The following is a 16,173-nucleotide window of genomic DNA, read 5'->3' as shown; positions in this document are numbered from 1 at the left end:
CATGAGTGAATCCCTCACCCGATTCCTTTCTGGTATCGTTTATGTAACCTTGTTACTGGGCGCTACCTCCTACTCTATGGATAGTTTTTTTATCCTGTTTGGGTTTTTTATGCTCATTGCGATTTACGAATTCTGTGGATTAGTGCATATTAACCGAATTGCTCCGTTGATTATTGGTGCTGCTGCCTTTTACTGGGCATCTCAATTTCGGACCAATAAAACCAACGATATTTTACTGCTTATAGTAACCCTATTCATCTCCATCAAATGCTTATTGCTTTTGTTTAATTTTAAAAAAGAGCACATTGGTGTTTGGTCACGCTATCTCTTTACCTTGGGGTATGTAATCCTTCCTTTTTTGATTTTAGTTAAAATTCCTTTTTCCAACAATGAATACCGTCCAAAAATCATCATCAGCATCTTTTTACTGATTTGGACTAATGACACCTTTGCTTATATTGTTGGGAAAACGATAGGTAAACATAAGTTATTGGAAAAAATTTCACCCAAAAAAACCATCGAAGGCTTTTTGGGTGGCATGTTGTTTACAATTCTCGTCGGCTACTTGATTTCGCGCTATTATTTTCAACCCAAACCTGAATATGCAGACACTTCGGTGTTGATTTGGACGGTAAGTGCAGCAATCATCAGTGTTTTCAGTACGTTGGGTGATTTGATTGAATCCAAATTTAAACGTATTGCTGGCGTGAAAGACAGTGGGAAAATCATGCCAGGACATGGGGGCATCTTGGATCGCTTAGATAGTATTATATTTGTCACGCCCTTTGTATTTTTGTTTTACCAAATTCTAGATTATGTTTCATAAAGAAGGTGCCAAAATCATCTTAATCGCAACGTTCAGTTTTACGGTCCTCCTACTCGGTTCACCGTATGTAATTGCAAACCCTTGGATTCTTAAGTCGGTGCAATTGGTACTGCTTTTTTTATTGATCATGGTTTTGCAATTTTTCCGAAATCCGAAGCGGCCTTTGGAAGTTAATGATTATCAAATTGTAGCGCCTGTAGACGGGAAAGTAGTTGTTATTGAGGAAGTCTACGAGGCAGAGTATTTTAAAGACAAGCGCTTACAAGTTTCCATATTCATGTCGCCCATTAACGTTCACGTAACGCGTTATTGTACGAGCGGCAAGGTAAAATACAGTAAATACCATCCTGGAAAGTATTTAGTAGCTTGGGACCCAAAATCGAGCACTGAAAATGAACGCACAAGCGTGGTTATTGAGAACCGTATTTTTGGTGAAATTTTATACCGTCAAATTGCAGGAGCGCTGGCCAAACGTATTGTCAATTATGCCGAAGAAGGCATGACGGTGCGTCAAGGGGCTGATGCTGGATTTATTAAATTTGGTTCCCGGGTAGACATTTATCTTCCCCTTGGAACCGAAGTAAACGTAAAACTCGGTCAAAAAGCTGTAGGTAATCAAACGATTATTGCTGTAAAAAACCATGGATAATCGCCCGTTGGAAGAACGATTCGATGAAGCAGTTGACATTGCCAACACAATGACACAAGCTTCCCTGCCCCAAGATGTGCAGTTGCGTTTGTATGCTTTATACAAACAATCTACCTTGGGAAGGGCTACCCATCGATTTGTGTATCCCCAAGATTTGCGAAATGCTTTCAAAATGAATGCGTGGATACAAATTAACCACCTCACTCAAGACGAAGCCAAAGAACAATATATTCAAGCCATTATGGAATTGGCACAAAAAAAAAGTAAGTAATGAAAAAGTGTGTGCTCTTGTGGGGATGTTTTCTCATTATTTCCTCAGCTTCCTGTAAACGGAAAAAATATACCGAAGTCGTTGAAGTACCGCTACCCTCCAAAGAACAAAAAGTGACGCTTGGGGTTCCCGATGATGTTAAAGCCCAAGAGGGTGCTTTTGAATTGGTAAAACTTCCTTTTGGTTACGATGCCCTTCAGCCTGACATCGATGCACTGACTATGGAAACGCATTATTCCAAACATTATCTTACCTATACCAACAACCTGAATCAACTACTAAGCGGAACCGATTTGGAACCGTTGCCCATTACTGAAATTTTTAAGAAACTCGACATTTCTAATGTTGATTTAAAGAATAACTTAGGAGGGTATTACAATCATAGTTTGTATTTTGATATCTTAACTCCCAAAGGGCAAGCCCAACCCAAAGATTCGTTGGCGGCCACCATCGACCGTGATTTTGGTTCGTTTGATAGCTTTAAGAATCAATTTATTGATGCTACAGGAAAGGTTTTTGGATCAGGTTGGACATGGTTGATTGTCAATAAATCAGGAAAACTTGAAATCACGAATACCGTCAACCAAGACAATCCGCTGATGCCGCGTGCAGAAGTTCCCGGAAAACCTATATTAGGTATTGATCTTTGGGAACATGCTTACTATTTGGAGTATCAAAATCGTCGTAAAAAATATGTAGAAAGTGTTTTCAAACATATCAATTGGGATAAAGTAGCTGAAAAATTTGAAGAGGCTATCACACCCTAATTCATTCGTCTACAGCTAAACAGCTTTCGTCGCCATTAAAATGGACTCTCGTCGATAAAATAAATTTATCTATTTTAATTATAGTACATTTAATATACCGCTTTACGAACTCATTTTCAAAGTTCTTTTACGAATATTAAATCTACTACTATGCTACAATTTTATTCTGCCTCTACTCGTATTGTTAATACCAAAAGAAGTGTTACGGAATGTTTAGAAATTGCCCTAGGGGAACACCTCGATCAAGCTTCACTCCTCATTTTTAATGCTTCTGTGGGGCATGATTTTCAAGATCTCATAGAACAAGCTCATGAAATGGCTCCCCAAGCACAAATTGTAGCTGCCTCTTGTTGTGGCGTTGTAGGGCGCGAGGGCGTGAGTGAATCCATGAAAGATATGGCTTTGATGGCGCTTACGGGCAATGAATTTGCGCTCGCCGGAAGTTCATCTATTTATGGTCATAATTCGTACGACGAATGTGTCAAAATGGCCAAGGCCTTACAAGCCCAAAAAACCGGAATCAATATGATTTATTTTATTGCCTCGGGAATTGATATTAATAATTCAGAGTGTATTCGGGGATTTGAAACTGTTTTTGGGGAAGACGTAACCGTATTTGGCGCTACCACTTCCGATAATATGAAAGGATATGTTAGTTTCCAAGCGTTTGCGCAACAAGTCACCGAACATGGAGCTTTTGCCATTGGATTTTGCGATCCTTCTTTAACCATTGATACGCAAGCAACCCATGGTTTTATGGCTATAGGTGAACCTATGACGGTAACTAAATCCAACGGACATATTATTGAAGAACTGAATGGAAAACCCGCTTGGTCGACTTTTCTGGAGCGATTAGGATTACCCAAAGAGGCCGATTGTGGACACACTATTCCCGTAGGGGCATTGGCCGAACTACTGCCCCCTGAAGTAGCGGAGGAATATGGAAATCAACACATTTTGCGTGTGGTTACCAAGCATGAAGGCGAACACATTTACTATGCCACCTCGTGTAACGAAGGTACCCAGCTTTGGTTTACCATACGGGATGAAGAGTTAATTTTTAAAGAAATGGATCGAATGGTAACATCGATGTGCCAACGTGCAGGTGGAAAAAAACCAGTAGCGGTATTTCACGCCGATTGTTTAGCACGAGGACGCTACCTCACCAACCGCGTTTTAAAAGAAGAATTGGTCCACCAAATGCAAACTCCATTTTACTCGGGCGAGGTTTGTCCACCATGGTTGGGCATGTATGGATTTGGTGAATTTGCACGGTTGAATGGAAAGAACACATATCACAACTATACTACAGCACTTTATGTAATTTACAGAAAATAAAAACAAAATAGCCCCAAAATTACCATGAACTCAAATAATGCCATAGGATTACAACAAGCCTATGAACAGCTTCAACTTCGCGTTACCCGTTTCTCTGCTACGGAACAGAAGTTAATTGCTGCTCAGGACCGTTTAGATCATGAACTGACATTATATAAACGTCTGTCTGAATTCAACTCCAAAGCCTTACAATCGACCAGTCTTGAACATTTAGGCCAGCTTGCTGTAGAGACAATGGTTGATATTCTCGAAGTTGAAGCCTCGCTTATTGTTTTTATGCATCCCGAAACTGGAATACAAAAACTTTTTTCAGAAGGGATTCCATTGCAATTTCAAAAACCATCAAAAAAGAATACAGCATTATTTCGATTCTTTAAAGAATTTCCTCCCCATTCAATAACATTACTAGAGGATTCACAGCTAAGAAAAGTAGAAAAACTTAAAGCGTATGATCGAGGAGTGATAACTGTTATTGAAGATACTTTAGCTGGAATTCATATCGGATGTATGGGTTTGATCAGCAAGCAAAAGTCACCATTATTTAGTGCGTTTAATCCAACATTGGAAACACTGTTCCAAATTTTTAGTCAACAATTCCTGGCTTTAACAATACGATTACAACAGCACTTAAAAATTCAACATCAGTTGGATGAAATCAATAATTCAAAAATGGAGTTGACCAAACTCTCATTAATAGCAAAGAAAATCAATAACAATGTGATTATAGCAAACCACCATGGAGAGATTGAGTGGGTGAATGATTCATTTGTTAAAACAACAGGATATCAACGCAAAGAAATAATTGGTAAAAAACCTAAGGATTTTTTAAAACGAGCTCCCCAATCTGAGGCCGAACACAAACGATTGGTCGATGCTTTACGCGACAAAAAAAGTGTAGCTGTTGAATTGATTAATTACACTAAAAATGGGAAACCGTATCATAACCAAATTGAAATAATCCCTGTATTTGACCCACTTGGAAATCATACCAACTTCATTTCGATTCAAAAAGACATCACCAAAGAAGTACAGGCGCGAAATGAAATTTTACGCATAAACAAACGCTTTGAAACTATCGCTGAAAAAGCACAAATCGGTATTTGGGAATGGGAAGCCGAAAGTCAAAAAACCCAATGGAATACTATTTTAGAGCTTCAATTAGGGATACCAAGAAACTTAGCCCCTGTCGATTTTTATCCTTTTTGGAAAAATTGTGTACATAGCGAAGATCGCAATTCTACAGTAGAGCGTTTGCATAACTTTATGCGTTCTAATGAAAGTCATTTGGAGTATGAATATCGCATACAATTGAAAAACGCAAAGGAAATTCGCTATGTAAAAACTTTACTCATTGCCGAGCGAACGCCCGAAGGTAAGATCATCAAACTTATCGGTAGCAATTTGGATATAACCGAAAAGCACGAAGCTGAAATGCAATTGGATGCGTTGAAGAAGTATTATGAAAGTCTTTTTAACCATTCTCCCTCTCAAAAAATTGTCCTCGATAAAAACTTGAATGTTGCCTTTATCAATGAATCATTGCTTAAAGTTCAACCCGACTGGGAAACTTTTATTGGAAAAAATATAAGTGAGTTAACGCAATTACGTCTCAAACGACATCCATTAAAAAATATGCGTCGAATGGCTCAAAAAGTCAGTGACGCAGTTGACTTGAAAAAACTAATCCATTACACCGATGTTATCACAACACCAAACCAGAAAACTTGCTACCGATTAATTGATGTGTTTCCTTATTTTATTGGAGATCAACTACAATATGTCATTATCAATGGAGTAGATATTTCAGAACTCAAGAAAACACAAAAAACGATTGTAAGTAAAAATCAAGAGCTGCAAAAACTGAACAACGAGTTGGATAATTTTGTATATCGTGTATCGCATGATTTAAGAGCCCCTTTGCTCTCGATTAAAGGGCTTGTTAATTTAATTTTTGCCACTGAAAATTTAGAACCCAACCTAAAAGAATACATACAGCTCATTGATGTCAGTGTAGCTCGACTCGACGATACCATTCAGGAAATTTTAGAATTTTCACGAAATGCACGATTGGATGTGACGTACGAACATTTTAATCTTAAAGAAATGATCCATGGGATATTTGAAGATTTAAAATATGTATCCGATGTACAAATGGAAATGACGTTTCAAGACAATGGCAATGCTTGGATTACCTCCGATCGCTATCGAATGGCAACTTTGTTAAAAAATATTATCGGAAATGCAGTCAAATACCGAAATCGAAGCCTTCCAAATCCTTTTGTGCGTTGCAAACTCACAGAAACCTCCCAAAAAATAATAATTGAAGTAGAAGATAACGGAGAAGGGATCGCTCCTGAACACCTTCCAAAAATTTTTCGAATGTTTTTTAGAGGATCAAACAGTGCAGTAGGCACCGGACTGGGCTTATTTATCTGTAAAGAAATCACTCAAAAACTCGATGGTGTCCTTGATGTGTACTCTGAATTGGGTAAAGGTTCTCGATTTTTTATCTCACTTAATAAAAAATAACTTACATTTGTAGGAATATATTTATTTTTATGTATTGTATTCTAATTGACGATGATGCTATTTTTAATTACGTGCACGAAAAAACAATACGTAATTTATGTCCCGATTGCTCGATAAAAACCTTTTTATCTAGTCGGCAGGCACTCACTTTTGTATTTGAAAATATTCATGAAGAAGTCAAGAATCATGCGTATATCTTCTTGGATATCAATATGCCTGAATTAACTGGATTTGAATTTTTGGATGAAGTTATTAAGGTTTTACCCGACTTTTTAAACCAACATAAAGTATACATTCTCACCTCTTCGCTCAACGATAAAGACAAGCAAAAAGCAGAAAGCTACCTTGGATTGAAAGGATATCTTGAGAAACCGCTTGACAAAGAGCAATTAATGCAAATTTTTGAATAAAGAAGGTCGCAAATGAGTGGTAAATTTTATCTTTGAGAAAAAAATTAATCATGCTTCAAAACCGAATTTGCCTCTTCTTTTTAGGCTGTGTTGTATCGCTTTTTGGACAAGAACACAACTTGAAAAATATTCAAAAACTAACGTTCGGCGGTGACAATGCCGAAGCCTACTTCAGTCCCAACAACCAACTGCTCACCCTACAAGTTACCAATAAAGCCTTGGGAGCAGAATGCGATCAAATTTTTAGCTTAAATCTTAACGAAAAAACCTTTTCTCCCCAAAGTCTAAAACGCATTTCCAACGGACAAGGAAGAACCACCTGTTCCTACTTTATGCCCGATGGCAAACATATTATTTTTGCGTCGACCCACGGGGCACAAAAAGAATGTCCTGCTCCCCCAAAACCCCGCGATGGTAAATACTTATGGGCCATTTATCCCGAGTTTGATTTGTATATCGCTGATTTAAACGGAAATATTGTCAAACAACTCACGAATACTCCTGGATACGATGCCGAGGCGGTAGTTTCTCCCGATGGAAAAAAAATTGCCTTTACCTCGACGCGATCTGGGGATTTGGAACTTTGGACCATGGATATAGACGGTTCCAATTTGAAACAAGTGACTTTCGGTTTAGGCTATGATGGAGGAAGCTTTTTCTCGCACGACAGTAAAAAACTTGTGTTTCGAGCTTCCCGACCCAAAACGGAGGCTGAAATTAACGAATACAAAGCACTCCTTCAAGAAAATGTAGTCGCTCCCACCGAAATGGAATTGTACACCTGCAATGTCGATGGCTCTGATTTAAAGCAAATCACTCAATTAGGAAAGGCAAACTGGGCGCCCTTTTTCCATCCTTCGGATCAAAAAATTATTTTTTCTTCCAACCATCATGCAACACGTGGGTACGATTTTCAACTTTATATGATCAACACCGATGGAACGCATTTGCGTCAAATCACCTTTGAAAGTGAATTCAACGCATTTCCCATGTTTTCCCCCAACGGTAAAAAATTAGTTTTCTCGAGCAATCGCCAACAAGAAGCTGCACGGGAAACCAATGTTTTCATCGCCGACTGGGTCGATACCGATCCCGCAGAATACATTGAAGAGCCATTACTCCAAAAACACATTACCTTTTTGGCCTCCGATGCTATGAATGGACGTTTGGTGGGCTCTAAGGAAGAACTGAAGGCCGCCGAATATTTGGAGAATCAATTCAAAAAGTGGAAACTCAAGCCCTATCAAGGAAAATCCCATCTAATTCCCTTTGAATATACTTACAAAAACAATCCAAAAGATTCGTTGAATAGCCAAGAGGTAAAAATCAAAGCCCATAATGTAGTCGCCTATCTAGACAATAAAGCCTCCAAAACGATTGTAATTGGGGCGCATTATGACCATTTAGGCCGAAACGAACACGGAAATTCTACCCAAATGAATTCCCAAGGACAAATCCACAACGGCGCTGACGACAATGCCTCTGGAGTCGCAGGTGTACTCGAGTTGGCGCGAATGCTATCCCAAAACATAACGACAGAAAAGGCGAACTATATCTTTGCCTTATTTTCTGGGGAAGAAGACGGATTAATCGGATCCAAAGCACTCGCAGACATCATTAAAGCGCAATCCCCCAATGTAGTTACCATGATCAACATGGACATGATTGGTCGCTTGAATGCCTCCAAAGACCTAATTATTGGAGGAACAGGAACGAGTCCCGAATTTCCAAAAATCATCGAGAAAAACAAACCTGCTGGATTTCATGTTACCCTGGAGGAAAGCGGCACCGGACCCACCGACCACACTTCGTTTTATTTAAAAGACATTCCTGTTTTAAATTTCTTTACTGGAACGCACAGCGATTACCATAAACCAAGTGACGATGCAGATAAAATCAATTACTACGGAGTTAAAAACATCGTTGAATACGTGTTCCGAATTACCCAAGCGCTGGATGTGATGGAACAAATTCCGTTTACCAAAACCAAAGCGAATGCTGGTAAAACACGTCCCAAGTACAAAGTAACCATGGGAATCATGCCCGATTACACCGAACACCCTGACGGACTGCATGTCGATGGTGTAACCGATAACCGACCCGCGCAAAAAGCAGGTATTCAGGAAGGTGATGTCATTACCAAAATTGGTGCGTTACCGATTAAAGATGTATATGGGTATATGGAAGCTTTAGCCAAAATCAACCCAGGCGATGAAGTCGAAGTGGTGTTTTCACGAAATGGCGTTTCACAAACGGTGAAGGTCAAGTTTGAATAAACACCTTCTCAAAATAAAAAAAGGAGTACTCGAAAGAATACTCCTTTTTTTTGTACTCAATTACTTTATTTCAAACCTGTCAAACTCGCCTCAAGCATGGCAATTTTGGCTAAGGCATCGGCTTCTTTTTTGCGCTCCATTTCAATTACTTTTTCAGGGGCCCCCGAAACAAATTTCTCATTGGATAACTTGGCTTGAACCGATTTCAAAAAACCTTGGGTATAGGCCAACTCAGCCGTCAATTTTTCAATCTCAGCGGCAACATCGATGGCGCCGGTTACTGGAATGAAGTATTCGTTGGACTTGACGCGATACGATAAAGCACCGTCCACTTTTTCATTGACATAAGTAAGGGAAGAAAGATTGGTCAATTTTGCAACAATACTGTCAAAAAAGGAGGTACTCCCCTCTTTGTTGACTACCTTCAATTCAATTCCCTCTTTGAATGGAATATTTTTGTCTTTGCGTAGCGTACGAATCCCAGAAATAACCTCTTTGGTAAACTCAAAATCATCCACCAATGAGGCATCATAAGCAACCGAAGTTGGCCATTGGGCAATGATAAGCGCCTCTTCAGGGGTACGCGTTTTGATGTATTGCCAAATTTCTTCTGTCAAAAACGGCATAAACGGATGCAATAATTTCAAGTTGGTTTCCAAAAGCGCAATCGCTTTATCAAAAGTCACTTGATCTATTGGTTGTTGGTATCCCGGTTTTATCATTTCAAGGAACCAAGAACAGAAATCATCCCAGAACAACTTATAAATGGCCATCAACGCATCGGAGATACGGTATTTGTCAAAATTATCTTCGATTTCTACTAAGGTATGTTGCCATTTAGCTTCATACCATGCTATCGCAACACGTGAGGATTCGGGTTGGGGAATAGCGGCCACTTCCCAACCTTTGATCAAGCGGAAGGCATTCCAAATTTTGTTGGCAAACGCTTTCCCTTGTTGGCACAATTCTTCGTCAAACAAAATATCATTACCCGCCGAGGCACTCAGCAATAAGCCCACGCGAACACCATCGGCGCCAAAGCGCTCAATCAATTCCAATGGCTCGGGTGAGTTCCCCAACGATTTCGACATTTTACGGCCTTGCTTATCGCGAACCAATCCGGTTAAATACACATTGGTAAACGGCTTGGCGTCGGCGTATTCGTAACCCGCAATAATCATTCGAGCCACCCAGAAGAATAAGATATCGGGACCCGTAACCAAATCGTTGGTAGGGTAGTAATATTTGTAATCTTTGTTTTCGGGATCCATTATTCCGCCAAATACCGCCATAGGCCATAACCACGACGAAAACCAAGTATCGAGGGCATCGGCATCTTGCGTAAGCTGGTCAAAGGTAAGGGCTGAATTTCCTGTTCTTTCTTGGGCTAAAGCAAGTGCTTCTTCCTTGGTCTCTGCAACCACAAAATCTTCTTTTCCATCGCCATAGTAATAGGCCGGAATTTGTTGGCCCCACCACAACTGACGAGAAATATTCCAATCCCGAATATTTTCCAACCAATGACGGTAGGTATTGTTAAATCGGGAGGGGTATAACTTCACTTCTTCGGTTTCAAGTACAGCTTTAATGGCCGGTTTGACCAATTCGTCCATGCGTAAAAACCATTGATCAGATAATCGGGGTTCGATTACCGCTTTGGTGCGCTCAGACGTTCCCACTTTATTCAAATGGTTTTCCGTTTTCACCAAGGCACCGATTGCCTCCAATTCGATGGCAATCGCTTCACGTACTTCAAAACGGTCTTTGCCCGCATAATGCAATCCGAAGCTATTCAAACTCGCGTCTTCGTTGAAAATATCGATGATTTCCAAATTGTGACGTTCCCCCAATTCTTTATCGTTGACATCGTGAGCGGGCGTTACTTTTAAGCATCCCGTTCCAAACTCAGGATCAACGTAAGCATCAAAAATGATAGGAATCACACGGTTACAAATGGGAACAATAGCTTTTTTACCACGCAAATGTTGGTATCGCTCGTCTTCGGGATGAATACAAATTGCGGTATCGCCCAAAATGGTTTCAGGTCGTGTAGTGGCAATAGTTACAAATTCTTGCGAACCTTCAATGGCATAGCGCAAATGATATAACTTCCCTTGGCGCTCTTCATAAATTACCTCTTCATCCGAAAGGGTAGTTTTGGCTTCGGGGTCCCAATTGACCATACGATAACCACGATAAATTAATCCTTTGCGATACAAGTCGACGAAAGAACGGATTACAGAAGCCGACATATCGGGATCCATAGTAAACTTGGTGCGACTCCAATCGCAAGAACAGCCCAATTGTTTGAGTTGCTCCAAAATCGTACCTCCATATTTATGGGTCCAATCCCAAGCGTGTTTCAAGAATTCTTCACGCGTTAAATCGTTTTTTTGAATGCCTTCACTTTTCAATTTTGCCACTACCTTAGCTTCCGTAGCAATCGAAGCGTGATCGGTACCGGGAACCCAACATGCATTAAATCCTTTCAAGCGGGCACGACGAATCAACACGTCTTGAATGGTATTATTGAGCATATGCCCCATGTGCAATACTCCGGTCACATTAGGCGGAGGAATGACTATAGTATAGGGGGTACGATGATCGGGTTTGGAGGTAAAAAAGTCGTGTTGCATCCAATAGGCATACCACTTTTGCTCGACATCTTGGGCGTTGTACTGTGCTGGAATCATGTGTGTAAAATTTTGAATTGGAAAAAAAACTCCCTTATTGCCCCGATCAGCCTGCCGGTAAGCAGGGAGAGCCAATATCTACTTAACGTTATGAAGTGATAAAAGCGAAAACGGGAGGTGATGTGGATAAAACAATTGATAATCCTAACACCTGAAATTTTGGTATGTTTTTTGTACCTATGTGGGCAAAAGTACTGAAAATAGTACGTTACGAAAAATTTAAGATTTAAAATTTTGTACCCCAACGGAAAGTAGTAATTTTACAAAAAACAGAGTCATGAAACGATTTTTACCTTATTGTCTTCTTTTTTTCACAGCATTTACTTTGGCGCAAACGGGGCCAAAAATTGTTTTTAAAGACAAAGATAATACGATAGATTACGGTACTGTAACCAAGGAAACTGATAATGGAGAGCGGATTTTTGAGTTCACCAATACAGGCGATCAACCGCTAATTATCAAAAACGTACAATCGACTTGTGGCTGTACGGTTCCAAGTAAACCCGACCAACCGATTATGCCCGGTAAAACAGGTGAAATTAAGGTGAAATACAATATGAATCCGGGGCCCATTCGCAAAACAATCACAGTAGAAACCAATGCAGTAAATGTTGAAGGTGGCATGGTAGCGCTAAAGATTAAAGGAGAAGTAATTGTCAAACAAGAACCCAATCCTCTAGAGAAAAAAACAAATATTTTGATGAATCGTTCCTAAAAATAACAACCTGCTACGGCAGGTTTTTTTTATGGTAAAAGGTCTTTTAAAATTAAAGAAGTCGTGACCGTTTTCCCGTTTCGAATGTATTCGATGTCTACCGTTTTTCCGTCGCGCATTTTCAAAAAACCGTTGATTTCATCGAGAGTGATATTCGTACAGAGGTAACCGTTAATTTTATAGAGTTGATCTCCCTTACGCAGCCCTGCTAGATCGCCAGGGGAATTGACCCGAATCAAATCTACAACATAAGTGGGACGCAAGGCAAACAAAACCTTGACTTGATCATTAATGCGCTGCCCGCTATTGGAAAATACATTTTTGGCATAAATTGATTGAACAGTCAAATCCTTGGTTTCGGTTACCCACTCCAAACCGCTATGCACGATTTCAATTCCAGACATATTATACACAAAAGGGTCTTTGATCAAAGCATTGGGATACACATAGATTTTTTGATTCGGATAATCCCAAACTAGATGAAAGCGCTTCAAGAGCTCGTTACCCAGCGAACCGTTGCGTCCGTTGATTTGGAGCAGATGCTGTATAAAATCGCCTTTCGGAAACGCCACCAGGGGTCTCTTGACACTAAACGGTCCGAGTGCAATTGAATCGATTCGTCCCCGTTGCCCATAAATATCACCCGACAAGCCCCGACCAAGATAGTCATCGACATAAGGATAGGGTTGAAATGAGAACGCTGGCTGCGCATTGGGAAACAACCAGGCTACATCGGTATTTCCGGTATCAAGTAAATAAAAAGCAGAGGTGACTTTGGCTCCCAAGGCAGTCGTTGCATGGAGATACGGTTTGTTTTGTATAAACGTCAGAGGAATTGCTGTAAAGGGTTCCCGACGCTTCATGAGCCTATTGACTTCGCGCGAGAGGATAATCTTTTGCTTAACATAATCGATACGAACGCTGTAAGACTTAAAAAAATGGTACCCTATAATCCCATTAATCGGCATTCCCACGGAGGTAGAAATGTTCACTTTTTCGTCGAGAATGAGGTATAATTTGTGGGCCCTATCAGTCATAGAACCAATTTCCAACCGATTATTTTCAGAGCTGTACGCATCAATTGCATCCAAGTTCCCAAGGCCGCGTACTTTTACCGCTTCCATCTGATTTAACTGCACTTGATCAGTGTCTTCCAAACTGAACAATAGCGTATGCTCAACGCCCGTATCGAGCATGAAATTCAGAGGAGTCCCATTCAGAACTACAGGAATGATGATAAGATTTTGAACAAATGTGAAGGGAAGCACGATTTTCTTCCGGTGTTCTGGCAACTGAAATCCCACTTGGGCAAGAACGCCGGACACAAGTAAAACCAATAAAAGAAATAAGATTCGGGACTTCATCGGGTAATTTTTCTAAAATTAAAAAAAATAGCGCTTTTTACGATAGCATTAACGTCAAAATCATCTTAAAATTTGCAAATTTGCACAGCTAAAACAAATCACTATGCCAAAGATTTCGAACAAAGGCCAACAAATGCCCGAATCGCCCATCCGTAAGTTAGTTCCCTATGCAGAAATAGCCAAAAAGAAAGGGGTAAAAGTTTATCATTTAAACATTGGGCAACCCGATATTAAAACGCCTGAAGTAGCCCTGCAAGCGGTTAAAAATGCAGCTATCGAAGTGCTAGAGTATAGCCATTCCGCGGGTTTTGAGAGTTACCGTACCAAGTTGGCGGCTTCCTACCGCTCCTATGGTCTTCCCGTGGAAACGCAAGATATCATCATCACTACGGGAGGTTCAGAAGCCTTGCTCTTCGCAATTGGAAGCACGATGGATGCAGGCGACGAAATCATCATTCCTGAACCGTTTTATGCCAATTACAACGGATTTGCTACGGCGTCAGGGGTCAAAGTAGTTCCCGTCATTTCTACGCTAGAAGAAGGTTTTGCCCTCCCTCCTATTGCCGCGTTTGAACAACTCATTACACCCAAAACTAAAGCGATTCTTATTTGTAACCCAGGAAACCCTACTGGCTACTTATACTCACAAGAAGAGATTCAACAACTCGCTGCCATTGTTAAAAAACACGACTTGTTCCTAATCGCCGACGAAGTATATCGTGAATTTATTTACGATGCAGATGTGCAACACCACTCAGTGCTCAATGTGCCCGGCATCGAAGAAAATGCGATTATGATTGACTCTGTTTCCAAACGATACAGCATGTGTGGCGCGCGTATTGGTTGCCTAGTTTCCAAAAATAAAGACGTGATGGCTACCGCAATGAAATTTGCACAAGCGCGTTTGAGTCCCCCTACCTATGCACAAATTGCCAGTGAAGCAGCGCTTGACACACCCCAATCGTATTTCGAGGATGTCATCGCCGAATATAAAGGCCGTCGTGACCTTTTGGTGGAAGGACTTCAAAATATCCCCGGAGTTAAAGTCGCGGTCCCGAAAGGCGCGTTTTATTGTATAGCACAATTGCCTGTTACCAATGCCGATGAATTCGCGCAATGGTTACTTGAATCGTATGATTTTCATGGCGAAACTGTAATGGTTGCTCCCGCAGCGGGCTTTTACTCCACTCCAGGGGTAGGCTTAAACGAAGTGCGTATTGCTTATGTGCTCAAAAAAGAGGACCTACAACGAGCCATTGCGATACTCGAAGCTGCTTTAAAAACATACAACGCTCGCTAAAGTTCAACCCACTTTTTTAAATTATTCACCTGCATCGTATTTCCTTACATGCAGGTTTTTTATTATCCATAACCCTGTCACTAGACCCATCGCCACATCGCCTCATTGACATATTGACACATTGGCACATTAATTGGGCGCGCCCCCTCGGATTCTCCTCCCTCTTCCGAATGAAATCATCCACCTCGGGGTCGGGTCGTTCGTTGCAATCTTGCCTCCGCTGCGCTGCGTCAAGGATTTCCACTGCCACCCCTCGCGCGAATTGAATTATGAATTTTAAATTATGAATTATGAATTTCTACGATTCTATTCCTTGTGAAACATCGTGAAAACCTAGTGCCCCATTGTGCTCCAAATCCAACCATAATAACATTATTTAATCCGATTAAACGTGATGTTTTTACTTTTTTAGAAGCAAGAAGAAAGAAACAAGAAAAAAAGAGGGGGTGCCAGTTTATGGCTATACCTTATGAAACATCGTGAAAACCTAGTGTTACATTATGCTCCAAAACATTTAAAATACATAATTTAAAATTTAAAATAACAAAAAAGCTGCTCGGTTGTACGAGCAGCTTCTATATTTAAAGTCTAGTCACTAATCACTAGTCACTAATCACTAGTCACTAATCACTAATCACTAATCACTAGTCACTAGTCACTAATCACTAATCACTAACGTTTCAACGAAAAATGCGCTCTAAATTCCTTCGCAACATTCCCCTCAAAGTACTCTACCAAGAACCAGTAATCGGTGGCAGGCATCAAGGCACCGTTGTAGGTACCATCCCATCCTGCTGCCGTGGGACTGATTTGCTTTAAGAGTTTTCCATAACGGTCAAAAATGTAAATCTTCGCCGCAGGTTGATTTTGCAAGCCGACAACATTCCACGTTTCGTTGATGCCATCGCCGTTGGGCGTGAAATAATGCGGATAGTCAATAATAGACACCCCACTTAAAATCAGCGGGTCACAACTGTTGGCCAGCCCCCCCTCGGTATCCCATACGGTGATGGTATGCTCACCCATCGGAACATC

At 40.6% G+C, this 16,173-nt stretch carries 13 protein-coding genes; 10 read left to right on the top strand and 3 right to left on the bottom strand.

The features are described from left to right. Position 1: 1 nt before the first annotated feature. The 8 genes from BUC17_RS11460 (at position 2) to BUC17_RS11425 (ending at position 9,066) form a co-directional block, all read left to right on the top strand. Positions 2 to 826, top strand: coding sequence for a phosphatidate cytidylyltransferase (locus tag BUC17_RS11460; protein ID WP_073364580.1), 825 nt, complete (start codon positions 2 to 4; stop codon positions 824 to 826). Continuing rightward, positions 816 to 1,475, top strand: a complete 660-nt coding sequence (locus BUC17_RS11455) for a phosphatidylserine decarboxylase family protein (RefSeq protein WP_073364577.1) — start codon at positions 816 to 818, stop codon at positions 1,473 to 1,475. The genes BUC17_RS11460 and BUC17_RS11455 overlap by 11 nt, the downstream gene beginning before the upstream one ends. Continuing rightward, positions 1,468 to 1,746, top strand: coding sequence for an acyl-CoA-binding protein (locus tag BUC17_RS11450; protein WP_073364575.1), 279 nt, complete (start codon positions 1,468 to 1,470; stop codon positions 1,744 to 1,746). The genes BUC17_RS11455 and BUC17_RS11450 overlap by 8 nt, the downstream gene beginning before the upstream one ends. Continuing rightward, positions 1,746 to 2,513: a superoxide dismutase gene (locus BUC17_RS11445; RefSeq protein WP_073364572.1), complete on the top strand. Its 768-nt coding sequence runs from the start codon at positions 1,746 to 1,748 to the stop codon at positions 2,511 to 2,513. The genes BUC17_RS11450 and BUC17_RS11445 overlap by 1 nt, the downstream gene beginning before the upstream one ends. 150 nt (positions 2,514 to 2,663) lie before the next feature. Next, complete coding sequence (locus BUC17_RS11440; RefSeq protein WP_073364569.1) at positions 2,664 to 3,851, top strand: FIST signal transduction protein; 1,188 nt, start codon at positions 2,664 to 2,666, stop codon at positions 3,849 to 3,851. Between the two features lie 24 nt (positions 3,852 to 3,875). Further along, positions 3,876 to 6,380, top strand: coding sequence for a PAS domain-containing sensor histidine kinase (locus tag BUC17_RS11435; RefSeq protein ID WP_073364566.1), 2,505 nt, complete (start codon positions 3,876 to 3,878; stop codon positions 6,378 to 6,380). A 29-nt stretch (positions 6,381 to 6,409) separates the two neighbouring features. Beyond that, positions 6,410 to 6,790, top strand: coding sequence for a response regulator (locus BUC17_RS11430; protein ID WP_073364563.1), 381 nt, complete (start codon positions 6,410 to 6,412; stop codon positions 6,788 to 6,790). A gap of 50 nt (positions 6,791 to 6,840) precedes the next feature. Further along, a complete protein-coding gene (locus BUC17_RS11425) occupies positions 6,841 to 9,066 on the top strand; it encodes a M20/M25/M40 family metallo-hydrolase (protein ID WP_073364560.1) in 2,226 nt (741 codons plus the stop codon). A gap of 65 nt (positions 9,067 to 9,131) precedes the next feature. Here BUC17_RS11425 and BUC17_RS11420 read toward each other — a convergent pair whose 3' ends face one another. Further along, the gene (locus tag BUC17_RS11420; protein ID WP_073364557.1) at positions 9,132 to 11,759 is read right to left on the bottom strand and encodes a valine--tRNA ligase; all 2,628 of its coding nucleotides are present in this window, start codon (positions 11,757 to 11,759) and stop codon (positions 9,132 to 9,134) included. Positions 11,760 to 12,036: 277 nt separating this feature from the next. On the opposite strand from BUC17_RS11420, the gene BUC17_RS11415 reads away from it, so the two are divergent. After that, positions 12,037 to 12,474, top strand: coding sequence for a DUF1573 domain-containing protein (locus BUC17_RS11415; RefSeq protein WP_073364554.1), 438 nt, complete (start codon positions 12,037 to 12,039; stop codon positions 12,472 to 12,474). Between the two features lie 29 nt (positions 12,475 to 12,503). Here BUC17_RS11415 and BUC17_RS11410 read toward each other — a convergent pair whose 3' ends face one another. Next, complete coding sequence (locus tag BUC17_RS11410) at positions 12,504 to 13,838, bottom strand: aspartyl protease family protein (RefSeq protein WP_073364551.1); 1,335 nt, start codon at positions 13,836 to 13,838, stop codon at positions 12,504 to 12,506. A gap of 103 nt (positions 13,839 to 13,941) precedes the next feature. Between BUC17_RS11410 and BUC17_RS11405 the strand changes: the two genes are divergently transcribed. Continuing rightward, positions 13,942 to 15,138, top strand: a complete 1,197-nt coding sequence (locus tag BUC17_RS11405; RefSeq protein ID WP_073364549.1) for a pyridoxal phosphate-dependent aminotransferase — start codon at positions 13,942 to 13,944, stop codon at positions 15,136 to 15,138. A gap of 672 nt (positions 15,139 to 15,810) precedes the next feature. Here BUC17_RS11405 and BUC17_RS11400 read toward each other — a convergent pair. Next, the coding region (locus BUC17_RS11400; RefSeq protein ID WP_143161788.1) for a T9SS type B sorting domain-containing protein at positions 15,811 to 16,173 on the bottom strand (363 nt) is incomplete at its 5' end.

The organism is Flavobacterium fontis (assembly GCF_900129405.1).
In the GTDB taxonomy this organism is placed as follows: domain Bacteria; phylum Bacteroidota; class Bacteroidia; order Flavobacteriales; family Flavobacteriaceae; genus Flavobacterium; species Flavobacterium fontis.
This window is presented reverse-complemented; position numbering and strand designations above follow the sequence as displayed.

What these genes read in the sequence shown, in the direction of transcription:
- BUC17_RS11460 (WP_073364580.1), top strand. Translation starts at nt 2, where the DNA reads ATGAGTGAATCCCTCACCCGATTCCTTTCTGGTATCGTTTATGTAACC.
- BUC17_RS11455 (WP_073364577.1), top strand. Translation starts at nt 816, where the DNA reads ATGTTTCATAAAGAAGGTGCCAAAATCATCTTAATCGCAACGTTCAGT.
- BUC17_RS11450 (WP_073364575.1), top strand. Translation starts at nt 1,468, where the DNA reads ATGGATAATCGCCCGTTGGAAGAACGATTCGATGAAGCAGTTGACATT.
- BUC17_RS11445 (WP_073364572.1), top strand. Translation starts at nt 1,746, where the DNA reads ATGAAAAAGTGTGTGCTCTTGTGGGGATGTTTTCTCATTATTTCCTCA.
- BUC17_RS11440 (WP_073364569.1), top strand. Translation starts at nt 2,664, where the DNA reads ATGCTACAATTTTATTCTGCCTCTACTCGTATTGTTAATACCAAAAGA.
- BUC17_RS11435 (WP_073364566.1), top strand. Translation starts at nt 3,876, where the DNA reads ATGAACTCAAATAATGCCATAGGATTACAACAAGCCTATGAACAGCTT.
- BUC17_RS11430 (WP_073364563.1), top strand. Translation starts at nt 6,410, where the DNA reads ATGTATTGTATTCTAATTGACGATGATGCTATTTTTAATTACGTGCAC.
- BUC17_RS11425 (WP_073364560.1), top strand. Translation starts at nt 6,841, where the DNA reads ATGCTTCAAAACCGAATTTGCCTCTTCTTTTTAGGCTGTGTTGTATCG.
- BUC17_RS11420 (WP_073364557.1), bottom strand. Translation starts at nt 11,759, where the DNA reads ATGATTCCAGCACAGTACAACGCCCAAGATGTCGAGCAAAAGTGGTAT.
- BUC17_RS11415 (WP_073364554.1), top strand. Translation starts at nt 12,037, where the DNA reads ATGAAACGATTTTTACCTTATTGTCTTCTTTTTTTCACAGCATTTACT.
- BUC17_RS11410 (WP_073364551.1), bottom strand. Translation starts at nt 13,838, where the DNA reads ATGAAGTCCCGAATCTTATTTCTTTTATTGGTTTTACTTGTGTCCGGC.
- BUC17_RS11405 (WP_073364549.1), top strand. Translation starts at nt 13,942, where the DNA reads ATGCCAAAGATTTCGAACAAAGGCCAACAAATGCCCGAATCGCCCATC.